10 protein-coding genes are annotated in these 17,829 nt (G+C 55.1%); 6 read left to right on the forward strand and 4 right to left on the reverse strand.

Annotation, left to right across the window (positions count from 1 at the left end; genetic code table 11):
- Positions 1 to 1,173 precede the first annotated feature (1,173 nt).
- The 3 genes from GO488_RS18530 to GO488_RS18540 form a co-directional block, all read right to left on the reverse strand.
- The gene (locus GO488_RS18530; protein WP_162319337.1) at positions 1,174 to 1,593 is read right to left on the reverse strand and encodes a DUF8115 family protein; all 420 of its coding nucleotides are present in this window, start codon (positions 1,591 to 1,593) and stop codon (positions 1,174 to 1,176) included.
- Positions 1,590 to 2,447, reverse strand: a complete 858-nt coding sequence (locus tag GO488_RS18535; RefSeq protein WP_162319338.1) for a ParA family protein — start codon at positions 2,445 to 2,447, stop codon at positions 1,590 to 1,592. The genes GO488_RS18530 and GO488_RS18535 overlap by 4 nt, the downstream gene beginning before the upstream one ends.
- Positions 2,448 to 2,787: 340 nt before the next feature.
- Positions 2,788 to 4,353, reverse strand: coding sequence for an ATP-binding protein (locus GO488_RS18540; protein WP_162319339.1), 1,566 nt, complete (start codon positions 4,351 to 4,353; stop codon positions 2,788 to 2,790).
- Positions 4,354 to 4,668: 315 nt separating this feature from the next.
- Between GO488_RS18540 and GO488_RS18545 the strand changes: the two genes are divergently transcribed.
- Together GO488_RS18545 and GO488_RS18550 are read left to right on the forward strand one after the other, a co-directional pair.
- A complete protein-coding gene (locus tag GO488_RS18545; RefSeq protein WP_162319340.1) occupies positions 4,669 to 6,774 on the forward strand; it encodes a vWA domain-containing protein in 2,106 nt (701 codons plus the stop codon).
- Between the two features lie 146 nt (positions 6,775 to 6,920).
- Entirely contained in the window at positions 6,921 to 8,765 is a 1,845-nt protein-coding gene (locus GO488_RS18550) for an ADP-ribosylglycohydrolase family protein (RefSeq protein WP_162319341.1), read from the forward strand.
- Positions 8,766 to 8,885: 120 nt separating this feature from the next.
- Here GO488_RS18550 and GO488_RS18555 read toward each other — a convergent pair whose 3' ends face one another.
- Positions 8,886 to 9,830, reverse strand: coding sequence for a DNA adenine methylase (locus tag GO488_RS18555; RefSeq protein ID WP_162319342.1), 945 nt, complete (start codon positions 9,828 to 9,830; stop codon positions 8,886 to 8,888).
- A 268-nt stretch (positions 9,831 to 10,098) separates the two neighbouring features.
- Between GO488_RS18555 and GO488_RS18560 the strand changes: the two genes are divergently transcribed.
- The 4 genes from GO488_RS18560 (at position 10,099) to GO488_RS18575 (ending at position 17,724) form a co-directional block, all read left to right on the forward strand.
- Positions 10,099 to 11,196 (forward strand): type II restriction endonuclease, encoded by a 1,098-nt coding sequence (locus GO488_RS18560; protein WP_241692978.1) that lies wholly within the window; start codon positions 10,099 to 10,101, stop codon positions 11,194 to 11,196.
- A 105-nt stretch (positions 11,197 to 11,301) separates the two neighbouring features.
- On the forward strand, positions 11,302 to 12,159 hold the full coding sequence (locus GO488_RS18565) for a hypothetical protein (RefSeq protein ID WP_162319343.1): 858 nt from the start codon (positions 11,302 to 11,304) through the stop codon (positions 12,157 to 12,159).
- 58 nt (positions 12,160 to 12,217) lie between these two features.
- Positions 12,218 to 14,797 carry a PD-(D/E)XK nuclease family protein gene (locus GO488_RS18570; RefSeq protein ID WP_162319344.1) on the forward strand — a complete coding sequence of 860 codons (2,580 nt, stop codon included), beginning with the start codon at positions 12,218 to 12,220 and terminating at the stop codon, positions 14,795 to 14,797.
- Complete coding sequence (locus tag GO488_RS18575; protein ID WP_162319345.1) at positions 14,794 to 17,724, forward strand: UvrD-helicase domain-containing protein; 2,931 nt, start codon at positions 14,794 to 14,796, stop codon at positions 17,722 to 17,724. The genes GO488_RS18570 and GO488_RS18575 overlap by 4 nt, the downstream gene beginning before the upstream one ends.
- Positions 17,725 to 17,829 lie beyond the last annotated feature (105 nt).

A 17,829-nucleotide genomic window follows, 5' to 3' on the forward strand; every position in this document is an offset into this window, starting at 1 on the left:
CCGGCGGCCAACCGAATGGTGGTAGAAGAAAGCGATTTACGAGGCACAACGGCCTCAAACTTGCACAACAGCACACGCGTTTTTCGCTGCGACAACTCGACGTTATTGCCATCGTACTATATGGAATTGACGATACTTAGCGGTTCGTCTGACGAGAACATCGCCGAGTGCATCTGTCAGCGCAATGCTGAGGGTTCTTCCTTCTCTCCGGTACACGGGTTATTTTGTCGACAGATATCCATTGAATCTTATCGGCGAAGATACAGTCAGCAGAGACCATATGACCACTCGGATATATTATCATTAGAATAGAATAACACCTGTACCTTTGGTAGACAACGTTTGCAAAATCGCAATAGTTCGCATACTTGGGACAGCGACACCGCGGTTGACGCTCACCAAAGTAGTACGGCGTCGAGTCGAGCGGGGTAGTCGAGGTTTCGCCGAGCTGTCGGAGACGGGGTCCCTGGTGTACGAATCTTCCACTGGTCCATGTCCATTTCGAATAATCACCCCCTCAATCGACACGCTATATTGGCAATTCAAGGCGGTCGTATCCCTCCGCAAACAGGTCCCAGACGTCGCGAATTTCTGTAAGCGAATCAACGCCCTGCAACTGCTTTCTCAAGTGGTCCGTTTCCTCATGCTCTAAGGATCCGTCTCTGCCTGCTGTTGAATCGTATCTGTGGGCCGCTCGATCTGACAATTGAGGCTTGGCAGTCCGCCGGCTGACGTCGAGACGACCGTCGCCAGCAGCACCTGCGGAATCGCGATATCCAACACATATGTGGAATCTGGATTCTAGATACGGATACGTGAGATAGATACAGAATATGGATACAAAATACAGATCCACCCCAAAAAATTCGACGCCAATATACACAATACTGATACACAGTCTATAGACAGTAGTCAGATTCAAGATACAGATTCATAGTATAGATACTAGATACAGATACAAAATGTGTATATATTTCTCGAGGAGGGAACAACGCCGTAGGCTGGCGCTTACAGGCGGAACAGCCGAGTATCGTCCGAGACAGCGGAGCCGTCTCATACTATCGAAAAAGCGTTGCTCTCTCGAACCACGTGACCTTGAGGCAATCTACAGGAAAGCAAGGCGAGTGCCTCGGGGCTTGACCCCGAGGCGGTTCACGACGCAAAAACGGCGGCTCAGAACTGCGTTTCTTGGCGTTCGGTGAACGTCTCGTACCCCGCTTCGCCCGCTTCAATAAGATCGGGGCGAACCTCGCTGAGTCCTACTCGGACCAGGAGACCCAGAACTGAGCCTCGGCTTTCTGAATCGGCAGCATCTCTGTCCAGGTGGTCACGAACATCGGCACCGACAGCATCGAGTTGGCCCGCCTCGTCGAGGCCACGAATTAGTGCTGCGAGATTCCGGTCCCGCATGGTCAGGTTCGTCGGTACTTCTCCAGCGTCGAGCTCGTCGTAGACGTCGGCGATGTACTCCTCGAGCGACGGTGCCTCAGACTCCGCCTCGTTGTTCTGTTGGGGTTGACTACGATGGCGCTTCTGTTCTTTGGACTGCTCGAGTAGTTCTTCGGGGTCGCGGTCGTCACTGGTGTCGCTCATCGGTCTGTGAGTTGTGAAAGTAACTGCTCAGTGTTCGCACTGTACGCCTCACGGGCCCGTTTCCCGGTCGGATAGAGTTCATCGTCGGGAACGGCGTAGAGCGTCCGGCCAGCGTTCTGGTTGTTGCCAATATCGGCGGTCTTCGTGACAGGCTCACCGACGATCTCTGGATACTCTTCGGTCACGTGGTCGATGAATGACTCCGAGAGGGTCTCTTGACTGCTGATAATCGTGGGGATGATCAGCGCCAGGCCGAGATCCACGTCGAGGTCAGTACTAATCTCCGCCAGCGTCGCGTCCAGTTTCTGCAACTGATCACGCTCGAAGGCACCGGGTTTGAGTGGGGCAACCACGTTCCGAGCAGCGAAGAGACCGTTGAGGGCGATGTTATCTTCCTTCCCGGGAAGGTCAAAGATGACGAGGTCGTACTGCTCGGCGACGAGATCGTCGACGAACTCATCGAGTTTTTGGTAGCGTTCTTCGAGTGGGACGTTCGCGAGGTTGTTGTCGGCACCGCCCAATCCTGGGTCCGCCGGGATAAGATCCGGCCCCTCGTCGGTCGAGAACGTCATCCGGTCGAGGAGGTCGTCGATGTTGTCCCGCAGGAATTCCCAATCGTCACCGAAGACAGCCGAGATCGGCGCGTCGATCGAGACACCGTCATCGGTGTCGCTATCCCCTTCAACGATAGAGAGGCCAAACTGTGTGGCCAGATCGTTCTGTGTCCCCGCGAGGTCGACAAGCAGGACCTCGTGACCCATATTGTGTGCAGCAACAGCGATGTGGGCGGCACTGGTCGTTTTCCCAACGCCACCCTTCTCCACGTACGTTGCTGCCCGTTGCACGGATGCCATATACAGATACTGTATCCATATCGAAGATACAAATATCTACGTCAGACAAATGTCATTGGAATGGTTCGTAACACGGTATGTTAGCTTCATCTCCCAGGCCAAGCCCGGGGCATTCGTCTTGTCCGGTACGCCCCCCAGAACGGATGCTCCCAGATAGCTGTCGGGTCCGTCTCGTTCAGTTCGGCGTTCGTCTACGTCTTCCGAAATTCGATGATACACCGCTATGCGAATCATCGTCGGTCATATTGGGTGTTACTTCGCTCTGGTACAAGTATGCGCGTTTGATAACTGTACGGCGTCGGTAAAACTACCTGTTTGACATCTCACGTAATCGGAGAGTCTAACACAATAATAGATACAACCAGTACGGAAGCTGAATCACTCCATTTTCAACCCGCTCAATAGGTTGCCTATCTCGCACTGTATCCCCGGCGAGAAGGAAGCCGAGCGGTACGTCGTATGCCTGCTTGAACTCCCGAACCGCGTCTATGGTTTCGTCACGCGCTCGCGACTGATACGCCAACCCAATCGGCACCGGTGTGCCATCCACTTCGAAGACGAAGTCAACCTCACCTGATCGGCCACGCCAATACTGCACAGATGGGGACACATTGTTGCCCTGAATAGCGTTGACTCCATAGGCGAATCGCATCGTGTGGTCAAACGCCGCAACGCGGGCAAGGTCAGCTTCGCGGTCAAAGTCGTTGCGAACAGTCGCGGCATCGCCGTCCGTGAGGGCAGTCACTAGGCCGGTGTCGCGAAGATAGAGGCGCACCGACCGTGGCCGGCTGTTGTCGTACTCAGTAACGCCAGTCAACAGATACAGCTCACTCAGTGCAGGGAGGTAGCTGTCAGCGATCGTCCGCCGATCGACGTCGAACAGCTCGACGAGTTCCTGATAGCGGAATGGTTCGGCCCCACGATTCCGCGCTGCCAGCGCACAGAGGCGCTCTAAGTCTGCGATCGTCTGGATTGACTCGAAGCCCGGGACCTCCTGATAGAGGGCATCACGAACGTCCTCCCGAAGCTGTGTGTAATCCGCTGGCGTCAACTCCCCTGCCGACTCGATGGCGCCATCCCGCTCGTAGCTGATGGTCCCGCCCATCGCGAGGTAATCCACCACTTGGGACTGGATGCGTCGCTCTACGTCTGCGACCTTCTCGTATTTCTGGCGCAACTCGTCGACGAGCGGACCGATATCGCCGCTGTCGAGGGCTGCCGGCAGGCTCTTCTCACCGGTCCGGAGTGAGGTCGGACTGACACGGTTTTCCGCTTCCTCGAGCTCCGGATACAGTGTGAATAGATAGTCGCGGAACTTCTCTGCCATAATCGGCTGAATATCGTAGTCAGACTCTGCGAGGGTCGTGTCCTCGAGTTCCCGTTGAACTTGAATACCAGCGCTGGCGGTGACGATGACGTGTCGCTCCGGCATGTCTTGGAGGATTTCTGCAGCCGGTACGCCCCACCCGTCGATAGTCGGCTTGTTGGGATGTTCGATCTGGTGAACGTCATCAAGGAGGACGAAGTGTGACTGGTCGGTGTCGCTGTGGCCCAGAACCCGGCTCTCGTAGTACCGAACCGCTCGTTTGAGCTGTTCGTCGGATTGCAGTTGATAGAGGGGATCAGCATCGAAGGGGAGGTAGAGAAACTGTTCTGGCTCGTCACCTGAAGCGAGACGGTGGTGAATGAACTGCTTGAGGAGCGTGGTTTTCCCGACGCCACGTCGACCGACAAGCCCGAGAAGCGGCTGATCTTCGAACTGACTGCCCGACGCATCCGGGCGAGCGAGATGATAGAAGTCGCTCTTCTGGCGAGCGGGTAGTGAAAATGCGGCTGCTCCTTGTTCCCACCACGGATTGTGCTCGTGGAGTGCACGGACGAGCGCATCACCGGCGTCGATAGACATAGGTTCGTTAGCAGACCCACGACGCCCTTCGCATTGATTGTTTCGGCCCAATACTCACCCCTCGAACGGTGGTTATTTGTGAGTAATCTGTCCTCTAACGCCCAATACTTGGCCTCGTCGGGTTATTCTACATCGCTATGCAGTTATTAGGGGAACTAACAACCTTATACTGTGAACTAGCGAAGGACTTATCTTCCATTGCCACATACTGATGGGTGTGACAGGTCGAAAAGGAGCATCGCAGTGGTGGTAATTTGCGGTCTCAGCAGTGCGTGAGTATCCACTATCGTTGAGCGCCCGTTGGCTGTCCGGGAGATGACAGTCGCTTCGAACACAATGCATACGACACACGCGGACATGAGGGATGGGAAGCGAGTCGATATCGCGGTCGAATTCATCACCAGACGAACCATCGACTGCGAGGGAAAACGTGTTCAACGCCTACTGGTCGCTGATCGGACTGGCACACAGTTCACGATCTTGGCGACCCCCGACAGCGAACCGCTGTTCGATCTGAAGACAGGTGGAATGCACCGCATTTCGGGGATGCTCAGCGCAGCTCCCGTGACGCAGACTGGCCCTGGCTCGGAGGAGTGTCCTGACTGTGAGGGATCGTTGCGAGTAGGGCAGACCGTCGATGTAGTCGACTCCGCACTGGCCCAGATTGCCGCACGGCCAGGTATCACCGACACGTTTGGCATCATCGACGCCGAAACTACCGTCCGTCGCGTCTCGGATGATAGTACGCCTGTCGACGACTGGACGCCGATGACGGCCGACGAAACGGTAGCCCCGCCCGACTACGTTTGTACGTCCTGTGGCCGACACAGCGACGACTACGAGCTTCACGAGGAAAACGAACTGCTGAATGCGTCCGTAGACCACCAGATGGCATCTCCGGCACCGGCCAGTGAGAACATGGCGAGTTCGGAGACGCTCGGACTGGCCGCGGGTGGGGCAAAGGACGCCACCAACTTCCGGGAGAACATTACGAACGGGTATACGCCACAACCCGAGGCCATTAGCGACGAAGGGTTATTCTACGATTATTACTTCGAGACTGGTCATCGGCCCGAAGCGGACGCCCTGTTCGCGCCACGCTATACGGCCGCCAAGAGCACTCACCCACTGACCGGCGACACCGAGCAGTATCTCTCGGTCGGTCTCGACTCGACGCTCTCGACCGATGCGTTCGAGCGGCCGCGTTTGGACCTCGTGGCAGTCCTCGACGTCTCGGGTTCCATGGACAGCGCCTTCGATGCGTACTACTACGACGAACAGGGGGAGAAACAGCCAGCCGAGAACGACGCGACGACGAAACTAGCGGCGGCCACACAGTCGCTGTGTGCGCTCACTGAACAGTTGCGTGACGACGACCGCTTGGGCGTCGTCCTCTACAATCACCGTGCTCACGTCGCCAAGCCGCTTCGTGACGTCGGCTCCACGGACATGCCCGCGATTCGCCGGCATATTCAGGAGATCGCCGCTGGCGGGAGTACGAACCTCGCGGATGGCTTCGAGGCGGCCGTCGACATGCTGATCGAAGAGCCGGCGCGGCCAGATGTCGAACGCCGCGTCGTCTTTATGACGGACATGATGCCCAACACGGGGACGACGGGCAAGCGTGAACTGACCGATCTGTTCGGTGACGCAGCCACCGAAGGCGTTCACACAACGTTCATCGGGATGGGGATCGATGCTAACGCGGAACTGGCGGAGACGCTGTCAGGTATTCGCGGGGCGAACCACTACTTCATTCACTCGGCGACGGAGTTCGAGCGCCGACTGGGTGCGGAGTTCGACTACATGGTCACGCCGCTCGTCTATGACCTGACGCTCGAACTCGAGACTGATGGCTACCAGATCGAGGCAGTCCATGGCTCGCCGTCGGCCGACACCGCGACGAACCGTCTCATGCACGTCGGGACGCTGTTCCCGTCCGCCAAGCAGGACGGTGAGGCTCGCGGTGGCGTTGTTCTCGTACGCCTCGACCAGACAGCGCCGGATGCCGACTTAGAACTGGTCGCCTCGTGGACCGAACGGGGTGGCGGTGAACAGACCGAACGCGTGAGTGTCGACACGCCCGACGCAGAGACATATGCACACGATGGTATCCGAAAGGCTATCGCGCTGTCGCGGTACGCTCGTGAACTTCGCGCATGGGCGACTGATATCCACGATCGGGCCGACACAGCGACTGGCGTCGACGACTGGTTGCTGCCCGGTCAGCGTGGCCAGCACGAGCGCGAGGCCGTTCCCCTGGTCGTTCCCGACCAGTACGCCGAGCGATTCGACGAGCTGCGACAGTACCTTGACGCGGAGATGGCAGCCGTCGATGATGAGACGCTCCACCAGGAGGTGACGCTGCTCGAGACGCTGTATCGGGCGAGGCCTCAAACACCAACTGAGGTGACTGAGTAATGCTGGTGTTCGCGTTCGACCGCGATTGGACCGTCGTGGGCGCTCGCTCAAATCGATAGCTGAGGGGGATTTCAGAGCACCATCGCCCTCTTGTTGGGATGTACTGCGAGTATAGAGCACCGAACACCCACACAGACAACACGATTATGACAGAACGAAGTAGCGCACAAGGATGTCTTCTTGGCCTGGCCTGCGGCGATGCGTTGGGTCGACCGGTCGAGTTCAAAAGTAGTGACGCGATTAACGCAGAGCACGGCAAAGTGACGTCGATGCTCGGCCACGGTACACATGGCCAACCACCGGGGACCATCACTGACGACACCGAGATGGCGCTGTGTATCGCGACGAGTCTCGTCGATAGCGGTGGATTCGATCCGACCGACGTCGCCGATCGGTTCGCCGAGTGGCTTGAATCTGACCCGTTCGATATCGGGGTGCTGACGCGAGATGGACTCGCACAGATCCGTGATGGGGCGTCGTGGGATGAGGCGGGCGTAACTGTCTGGGAGTCTCGTCCGGAAGGGTCCAACGCAGGGAACGGCAGCGTGATGCGCTGTGCACCATACGCTATCGCGTTTCGGGAGTTCGAGGCGGAACTCGCGCATGTCAGCTGGCTCTCGTCGGCGATTACCCACGCTGACCCCCGCTGTCGGTGGGGGTGCGTAATCTTGAACCGAACCCTGGCGAATCTGATCCGCGGGAGAAACGCTCCGCTCGCCTATGCACTGCAGAATACGCAGAGTGCGCCGGACGAACTCCGATCGGCACTCGAACAAGTGCAGCGAGCGCTCCGAGCAACACGCGATGATGCGTCATTCGACCCTGATATGCCGACGTCAGGTTACGTCGTCGATTCGCTTCAGGCAGGTCTGTTCTTTGGCCTGTCTGCCGAGTCTGTCGAAGGTGCTCTGGTTCGGGCGGTCAACAACGGTGGTGACACAGATACAATTGGTGCCATTGCCGGCGCCGTGGCTGGGGCTCGCTTCGGAGTGAGTGACATCCCAGATCGGTGGATAGACGAGATAGACGAGTCCGCTCGACTGAAGCGCTTAGCGAAGCAACTGCTCGCGATTTGGATACAGATACCTGGGAAGGAGTACGTAACGCTGGACGACGGGAGTCTCGTCTTCAAACAGCGCACGATCGATGGGCCAGCGTATATTTCGGTGGGTGAATTCCAGCGAGCGACTATTGGCCATCGCCCCCATCCGGCACCTCACCGAACGATTCGACGAGAGTATCATGAATTGACGCCTGCGTCGGCTGCAATGCTGGACTGGGAGCGTCGAGCATACGCTGTCGGGAACGGTCGATGTGATGTCTATAGTGGCTCGAAGCTGCTACCGGGCGACGACAGTGCCAGTCCACTGCCGAAGGTCGTGCCGGTGCCCCAGTATCCATTCGCTGAGAGCTTCGACGATCTCCCTGAACAGGATCAGGCACGCGTCCGTCGTGACATGGAGGCGGCGGCAGAAGCGTACGTGGGTGCTTACACGGCGTTCGCGGGGATTCGGTATCCGATAACGGAACTCGAAACGGAACCAATCGGTATCGAACGCATGGACCCGATTGCGGGGGCAACTCGAGTGCTAGTCGGCGTCTTCGGTGATGCAGGCGAAGCACTCCTAGGAAACGCCCAGCGTGGGGGCTACGATTCACCCGCCGATATCGAAGCCGCCTTCGAGACGAGGATGGCTGGCCAGGGTATCGGAGCAACTGCTGTCAACAGAACGATGCGAGTATTCGAACCGCTGATTAGTGGTGCCAGCGCTATTCTGGATTACCTCACGCAGTTTCGGCTGCCGCAGGGCCATCAGTCCTCGAGTGACACAGACCCGGGGAAGCTACTATCAGATCTCCGTGCGGAAGCGCGGACGATGGTGGGCGAACTATACGGCATGTATGAAGCACTTCGGCGGGTAGCGCTCCGGCACCCGGAGGTCGATTACGAAGAGTGGCAAGCTATCGCCGGTGAGTCCGGAGGCCGCTAGCGATAGTGGCTGCGTGGCTTACGACCGAGTATAAAACGATGTGGTGAACAATCGGTGGCGAAATATAGCCGCTCCATCTATCTCGCCTGAGTCTCTGAGCACTGTAGAGCCAATCTCTCTTCAGTCACTAAACTGGCCAAGCCCAGTTTGTGACTGGCCGGCTCGGCTCTCTTCACTGACGCTAGTTGCGATAATTTCTTCGACTTCCCCCCTATTCTCACCGTCACTATTGATCGACCGGGTTGCCCCGACGGTATCTGGCAGTAGATTCTCTGACTCCGCCTCGTAGAGGTCGTACATCACGCCACTGTTACTCAAAATAACGTGAACTCCTTCGCTGGCCAAGGAGTCGGCAAATTCCAAGAGTGATTGCTGGTCTTCGGTATCGAACCCATCTGCGCTGTATTTGGTGAAGTCTGCAGTTGTACTCATCGGCTCGTATGGCGGATCGAAGTAGACGAGGTCACCCGGCGATACGACCTCCTCTACGTACGTATAGTCTTGATTGTAGAGTTCTACGCGCTCTAGAACACGACTTGCTGCACGAACCTCTTCGGCCCGAACCCAATCTGGGTTAGCATATCGCCCTTGTGGGATGTTAAAGAACCCATCCGCATTTTCACGATACATTCCGTTGAACCCCGTTCGATTGAGATAGAGTAGAAGGGCAGCCTCTTCAAGCGCATCGAAGTCATCGCCTGCTGGCCGGTTATTAAATCGAGCTCGCTGTTGGTAATAATACGAATCGACATCTTTTCCGCTCCGGTCTGTCGTCGAAAACGGGAAACTTTCGTCTGGATCGTGTTCGGGGTCCTGGAACTCTCGACACCGATTGATGAGCTTTTCAGGGTTGTCCCGGACCTGCCGGTAGAAGTTTACGAGGCGGGCGTTCGTGTCATTCACCGTCCCCGTAGTCGGCTCGATGTCGAAAAAGAGTGCGCCGCCACCTAAGAACGGCTCGTGGTATGCATTTTCGGTAGCGTCGAAATCACGCGGGAACCTGGCTTTTAGGTCGTCTAACAGCTGCCGTTTACCGCCGGCCCACTTGAGTACCGGTTTCGTCATTCGAGTAAATACAGGGTACGCCTAGGTAAAAAACCTGCCTTTCAGTCTATATTGAAAGGCGATAACTCGAAGAGGGTTAAGTAGGGCGCCCATAGATGTATCCGTGTGGTCCGGGACCGAGAATCCGATACAGGTCAATACACAGAGACATATTCTGATGAGGCATTCCTCGATGCTATCGACAGCGTAGACCCACCGACGACAGCGAATGTCGCCGAATCAGTGGGATGTTCCTATGACTTAGCATATCGCCGTCTCCGTTCGCTTCGTGACGAAGGTAGTGTCGATAATACTGAGGTTGGCGGGTCGTTTCTCTGGGAACATACTGAGCGCGAAACTGAATGAGACGCCGTTCAATACCCCTGTAAAGGTTATTGAAGTGAAGGAACGTTCTACCGCGGTTATGCCAATTCGGCGCCGTCGGCCGCCAGTAACTGAGTTTGTTGGAGAGTTTCAAGAAGGGGTTATCCCCTCTGCGATCCCGATGTCGGATTTCATCGATTGGGAACGGATAGAGCGTGAGCTAGCGAACTACCAGCCACAAATCGAGGCACTTGATTCCCTGCGCAACGTCTCTGAGGATGGGTTTATTACTGGTTTAGCTGATGCCCTCAGTAACGCTGAGGACACGAGAGAGTGGATTGATTTCTACTTCGACCTCTTGGGTCATTCCGGGACAAAATATGCCGCTCTGGAGGGGCTTTGGCGGTTCTACGATATCCAACGTGCCATCGATAGTGGTGACCGAGACGCTGCGCGGGACCTCGGGAAAGTCTTGCAAGAAATCGGGTTACAGTATCTCGTCGATACGACCGACGATATCAGTGCGCATTTCCGTGGGATGAAAGTCGGAATGGAATCGCATAAACGAAAGAACCGCGGGGGGGACTGTTTCGAACAAATCATCCTCGAAGAGCTAGAGACTATTACTCAAACACTTCGCAAGCGAGGTCATCGTGTTGAGGTCATTGAACAGCACACAACACAGTATCAGGACGAATCTGGGCAATCGAAGGTCGTAGATTTTGCTATCATGGAAGACGATGAGCCCCGGGTTGTTTTCGAGGCCAACTGCTATACGGCGAGTGGGAGCAAGCCAAGCGAAATCAAACGGTCTTACGATCGTGTCTCAACACGAATGCGTCAAGACGGTATCGAATGTGTATGGATTACAGATGGACAGGCGTGGGAGACGAGCCTCGGTAACGTCTTGAAAGAGGCTTACAGGGATATCGTAGACCTCTATAATCTCGAGATGGTCCAAACCGAACTTGAGGACGATGTCCTCGCATACTTCGAACAAGGAGCAGCTATTGGGGAAGACGAAGTCAATGTTGAACCACAGCAGACGTTCGAAGAGCTTTGAGGTAGTCAAGAAGCATTGACGCTCTCAAATATATTGGCAATCTTTTAGCAGCAAACTAGGTACTATTATGTCCTAACAATAGTATCTCATGATAGTGATTGTCTGATGACCTCCTTTGACGACATTAATCAGGAATTGAACGACTTGCTACCACAATCTCAAACCAGAGAAAAAGAGCCAGATTTAGAGGGGCAGTTTCAGGCATTGTCGTCTCTGGGTGGGCATCTGGGTGTGTACCGCGACCTGACTAATCCAAGCAAAGACGAACTTCTTTCAGCACTGTATGACCTCAATGTTCGGAACGCCGATAGTGAGTCGGTATTCGATTTTCTACAGGTTGATGGTGAAACAACGAAGGGATTCATCAGGTCGAAAACTGGGGAGTGGATAGAACAGGAGATTGCGGAAGATCCAACAGCCGATATCTCTGGAACCTATGGCGAACTCGCGAAGGTAGCCAGTTTTCTTGGTCTCTACGAAAAATACGGTTTAGATGGACCGAGTAAAGAGAAGCTCCAACATGCGCTTGTGAACTATGGCGTCGAAGCTGTTGCAGATGAGCCAAATAAGTATATAGCCCCCTTGCAGGGAGAAGACGGTACTGACCATTTGATAGGTATCGAAACTGGTAACGTTACGACCGGCTATCCCATTGATTCGAACGGCCAGAGAATTGGTGATGATGAATACACACGGGATTTACTTCCGAAATTGGCGAAACGGCTCGGTGATGGAAGTCACGAAACGTCTGGTGGAGACATCAAGCAGTTCGTGGCAAACCTACCCGATAATGTCGAAAACTTGCTTGACAATGAGAGAGTCGCCCAAAACTACCAGTATATGATGCATCGGTTGGCAGAACAAGCCGCTGGAGATGACATCTCAGATGCCATTCGCACAAAGAAGCTGGAAGAAGCTCGCTTCATTACAGAGGTATTATCTGGAGAGCGCACCTGGGAATGAAAACTCATCACACGTCACCGACCGTAACATTAATTCAACCTGACACTCCAGAGTAAGCGTGGCAATTCAACGGGCTAGATCTATTGACGATATCTACGATGAGGTCGCTGGTGCTGACACTGTTCTCTCGACAGAGGGTCCACTCACGCTCGCACTCGACCGACGTTTAGAGGAACCTCGCCTAGGGAGACTCGCTGCAACGCCGCGTAGCCATGCGTCGGGACAGATGGTCCCAGCAGACCAGCGACCGCTTTTCCTCGCCATTATTGACCAAACGACCCTCTCTTGGAAAGAAGCGGCATTTACCGTCCAACACATCTTGGACTGCTGGGATCGGACTGGAGACCCGGAAAACGTACTGCAAGCGCAGTATGATACCGCTGCGATGCGGAAGGCACTGGCAGTCGTCCGAGCTGAGCGGAGTACGTATCGAGACTTGGCTGACTCCGACCCCGTAGCGGATGATGTCGTCGTGGCTGGTGAGGAGTTTTTCACGCCGCTGGATGACACCGTTGTTCCGTCGGGATACAAGTCAGTGGACCTTTTCGCCGAAGGAACATACGAACTCCCGGAGATCCGTATCTTTGAGTCACCGACAGAAATCGTTGATACACTCGTAAACTATATCGATGCAAACAACGCTGAGGACGTCGGTATTGTTCTCAATCGGGGGAGCAGATATGCGACGTTAGTGGAGACCGCCTTCGCCGCTAATGACATTCCATACCGAGGCGGCCCTGGTTTTGAGGATCAGCCGTCCGTCCGAGCGTTTCTTCGGCTCCTCAGAGCGGCCTTTGACAGCGACGACCTCAGACTGAGCGACATCCGGCCCCTCCTCATACAGATGGCTATCGAGCCGCCAATTGACGACGAAAACCGGCGACTATCAACAGTCACTGACGATGCGGTCCAAGACGTAGTTGACCTTATTGACCGGATTCCGTCGTTGTCGTTTAGCGAGGTGCTTGCAGCCTACAGTAACCGTACGGCAGTGCCGATGTGGGACTTAGAGACCGAACTGGAGACAGTGGGAATTCTCGATAGCCAAGTAACACAGTCGCGCGTTGACGACCTTCTGTTCTATCTGGATACGTTCGATGTCCCGTTCGAGTCATCGACTGATGGTGTCCTACTGGCATCAGCGACCTCTTCCGTCTACGTCGACCGACCGACCGTGTTTTACATTGGCCTCGACCGGAGTTGGGAGCGGGCGGTCCCTGAGCGGCCATGGGTCGACACGGCGCAAGAAGATGCACTGAATCTCAAACGTTTCCAGCTCCTTCTCCAGAACGGCCAGAAGCGTCATTATTTCGTCGTCGATGCAACTGGTGGCGATCCAGTCACTCCCTGTCTCTACTTTGAAGACCTCCTAGACTCGAAGTTTGACAGTTTCGGGGACCTGCCATCGACACGACACGGGGGACCATCGCTTGGTGGCTCAACACCGTTCAAACACGACCCACCGAATGGTGTTTCATCGAGTGACCCAGTCACCTCACTCAGCCAGTCTACATTGCGTACACTCGTCAACTGCCCACGAGAATACTATATCTCGGAGCTTGTCGAGAGCTCGACGGACCATTTTCGCCAGCGGGGTACTGCCTTCCACGATGTTGCCGAACTCTATACTGTCGCACCGGAGGCTATTCGTACGAACCGTGAGGCGGTCTTGAACTGGCTCGTTGACGAGCAGCGCCCGTTTTTAGACCAGCACGATGTTGAAACGTGGCGAACGACCGCTGCTGTTGGTCTGGACCTGCTTACGGATTACTTGGACGATATTGAAATCGAAGAGCGGGTATACAATGGATACGAGTCGTTTAGCGAGTCACAGAGTCTGGCGACTCATCTCGGCCAGGAACTGGAATCAACTGTAACCGAACAGCGGTTTGAGAATGAAGACTTAGGTGGCCACGGTGTCGTCGACCTTGTTCAGGACCCCACAACGCTCGTCGATTACAAAACCGGTTCACAAAGTACCGCTACTTCAGTCCTCAAAGACGGAGCCATAGAGAACCCAAGCGACACACCAAATTTTCAGGCTCATCATTATCTCGCACACCATCGAACTGTTACCCCTGAACAGCCTCTTTCCTTCCGTTTTGTGTACTTCCTCGATATTGTCGATAAGGCAGTTGTCAGTCGTGATGATGTCTCTGTTCATGAGACTGTGACCGAGGTCGAGTATACTCCCGACCGATTCAGCGACTATATCGGCTCCGAGTCGGTTTATCAATGGCTCTGGGAGGACCTTGCTGAGAGCAATAACCGACGTAAAACACTCGAACGAATGGAATACGAACCGTACGCGGCGTTCTTTACGAGCCACGATTACCCCGATGCAGAGTCCAAAGACGAGGTACTGGACTCGCCAATCACCTCGGCCTTTGAAAGCCACTGTGTTGACCACGTGGGCGACTACAAGTATGTCCGAAAAGGGGCGCGTTCGACAATGAAGAAGTTATTCGGGCTGCGTAACGGGCAGCTATTCGGCAGAGACCTTAATGAGTATGAGACATTCCTGCAAACATGGATCAACCAAGTGAACGAGTATCGCAACTCTGGTTTCCCTGTCGGCGACCCGAACGATGATCGCCTTGACCATCCATTGTTAATCGTCGGCGGTGATGACCAGTGACTGACTCGCCGCCTGTTGACGATTCAGCCCCGGAGCAACGTGAGGAGACCGCAACTTCCGATGAGCCTGCTGGTCCGAACGAGCAACAGCAGAAACTTATTGACGAACTTACGGGAACTTATCTCGTCGATGCCGGCGCGGGTACTGGGAAAACCTATGCGGTCACGCGACGCTATGCGGCCATCATCGACCAAACAGCTGTCGACCCTGAAGATGTACGGCTGTTCACGTTCACGGAGAACGCAGCCGACGAGATGCGAGAACGAATCGTCCGCCACTGTGACTACGAGATGGCGGCGCTTCGTGATGCGCCGATCGGGACGTTCCACGGCCTCTGTAATCAGATACTTGGGACACACGGTTTCCTCGCACCGACCTATTTAGGCATCGAGGACACGCTCGCGCCTACTGCCGATGTGCTCGCAGAAGAAGTCGTCGAAGCCGAGCGGTTTCGTGAATTCACTCGCCAGTTCATCGACGATAATCCCGAATACGAGCAGTTCTTCCAAGTTGTGAACGACCCCGAAACGTTCCTTCGGCTGATTCGTGAACTCGCTGCAAAGGGTGTCTTCCCTCAACGTAATGGTTGGTACCGGCAGAGTGAGCGCTATCTCAATGGCGATTCAGAGCTCTTCGAGGAGGCACTTTCGAAGGCAAACGCTCCGCAAAACGATGGCTCACGTCAGTCCGATATGCGGAGTGCACTCAGCGGCTGGTCGGGTCAACCCTACGAACCGAATGCTCCCACCGAAGACACGGTTCGGGGAGACGGGAAAGCAGCGACAGAATCCGTTGTTTGGGATGCCTTCGAAAGCGACCGCTCGGCGCTCGAAGCGTTCGTTCATGACCTGTACTTCGACTACATCAGGTTCGCGCTTAGACGCAACTATCTCACGTTCTGGATGCAACTACTGTTCGCATTCGTCTTGCTCTGTGAAAACGACACGCTCCGCGAAGAGTTACAGGCCGACTATGTGATGATAGATGAGTTCCAGGACACGAACGAGCTCCAGTTCAAGATCGCCTTGCTGTTTACTGGACAAGACAACCTGTGTGTTGTTGGCGACTGGAAACAGAGCATCTATGGCTTTCAGCACGCAGCAGTCGAGAACATTCTCGATTTCGAGACGCGTCTCAACCGGTACATCGAAGAACTCAACAGCGACACTGACCGCATCCCGTTCGAAGCGCCAGACGTCGAAGAGATAGAGCTTGAACAGAACTATCGGTCAACCCAGCGTATTCTCGATTTCTCCGAACAGAGTCTTTCGTTACCGGCTACCGGCAGTGATGACGTCTCCCGGCAGGGCTATCCCAGCGGTATTACTCCATTGTCAGCAAACGTCGATCATAACCTCCCGACACGGATTGAAGCCTTCCAGAGCGAGTCGGACCAAGGGATAGATGCACTCCTCACCAAGATACAGGACATCGTCGGAAACCCGAAATACACAATCGAAGCAGACGAGGATGAGACTACAGGACGGCCACCGACGTACGCCGATATCGCCGTTCTCACACGGGTCCGACGATTCGGCCGTGATCTTCAACGGGCCGCTACCGACTACGGCATTCCTGTTGCTTACGAGGGGGGAATGGAGCTATTCGATACCGACCATGCAAAACTGGTGTTGGCCTGGCTTCGCATCGTCGAGAACACTCATCCGCGAAAGGGCTGGACTGTCATCTTAGAACAGGCCGGCTACACCCTCCCGGAGGCCGAGTACATCCTCAAGGAAGAACGATACCCCGATGACATGGTCGAATTCCGGAATGAACTACAGGAGTTGACTGGTGTTGGGTCACTCGCTCAGCGCGTTCTTGACCGATATGGCCTCAACGATGGATACGCTGATGCACTGGTCAGCACGCTCCAAGATACATTAGAGTCGACGTCGCTAACCAGGGGCGATCTCGTTCGACTTATCCAGCAAAGTTGGGCAGATGAGAGTACGGTCGAGGTCGAAAACCGAACTGGTCGCGATTCAGTAACAGTCCAGACCATCCATGCTGCAAAGGGACTCGAGTATCCGATAGTTATCATCGCCAACATGAATCAGGGAGCGTTCCCGCCAGCCGGTGGCAGCGACGGTCGTATTCGCTATTCCGATGAACTCGGTCTCCAGCAAACCCACGTCGCCACTGACGCATACGATGGCCCCTACGTCCTTCCCAATTGGCGGTATGATCTCCTCTCAGCAGGTATCCCGACTGAGTATCACGAAGAGCGACGGCTCCTCTATGTAGCTATGACGCGAGCGGAGCAACATCTCCTCTTCAGTGCCGGGCAGGAACCCTGCACGTTCTTCGAGGAACTAGACTGTTCGGCCGATCTCCTCGAGCCTGACGTAACACCACAGAGCCTTCAGACGGAATCGGTGTCACAGTATGAACCAGCAATACGAACCAGTACAACGCCCCTGCGGCTGTCTGCACACGATATTATGGATGAGGTTGAGGGAGCCGGCGAAGATGGCCTCGGGATGGAACACGGGCAGCGCGTTCACGACTTTGCCGAGCTTTATGCTCAGACCGGTAACGGCGAGCCGTCAACGCCGGATGAACGGCGCGTACAAGAGTTCCTTGATGGGCTCTCTGGAGATCTCATCGCCGAGGAGAATGCTCACCTTCCTCTAAAGATGGAAAACGGACGTGTCCTGTTGGCGGGCATTATTGACCTGATTCATCGCACTCCCACGACTATTCAAGTGGTGGATTACAAGACCGACCGAGTGCGAACCGGCCAGCCTGAGTACCGAAAACAGCTTAGTGTCTACTATCACGTGCTTACATCGGTGTATCCCGACCACGATGTCGAACTTACTATCTTCTACACTGCTGAGGGAGAACTCGTTAAAATCGAGCCGCTCACTCTCGCCGAGCTCCAGGGTCTCGTTTCTGATGTAACTCCCAAACTGTCTCGCTAAATCGAGAACACGTCTTGAGAACTGCTTGAAGTGAAACCATCTCGCCTCGGTCATTTTGACCAAAGCTTTTGATCCCTCACCAGTAATAATCTCGATATATCTAGG

The organism is Haloarcula limicola (genome assembly GCF_010119205.1).
In the GTDB taxonomy this organism is placed as follows: Archaea; Halobacteriota; Halobacteria; order Halobacteriales; family Haloarculaceae; genus Haloarcula; species Haloarcula limicola.

Coding starts and splice junctions, on each gene's coding strand:
- GO488_RS18530 (WP_162319337.1), bottom strand. CDS start 1,593: ATGAGCGACACCAGTGACGACCGCGACCCCGAAGAACTACTCGAGCAG.
- GO488_RS18535 (WP_162319338.1), bottom strand. CDS start 2,447: ATGGCATCCGTGCAACGGGCAGCAACGTACGTGGAGAAGGGTGGCGTT.
- GO488_RS18540 (WP_162319339.1), bottom strand. CDS start 4,353: ATGTCTATCGACGCCGGTGATGCGCTCGTCCGTGCACTCCACGAGCAC.
- GO488_RS18545 (WP_162319340.1), top strand. CDS start 4,669: ATGACAGTCGCTTCGAACACAATGCATACGACACACGCGGACATGAGG.
- GO488_RS18550 (WP_162319341.1), top strand. CDS start 6,921: ATGACAGAACGAAGTAGCGCACAAGGATGTCTTCTTGGCCTGGCCTGC.
- GO488_RS18555 (WP_162319342.1), bottom strand. CDS start 9,830: ATGACGAAACCGGTACTCAAGTGGGCCGGCGGTAAACGGCAGCTGTTA.
- GO488_RS18565 (WP_162319343.1), top strand. CDS start 11,302: ATGACCTCCTTTGACGACATTAATCAGGAATTGAACGACTTGCTACCA.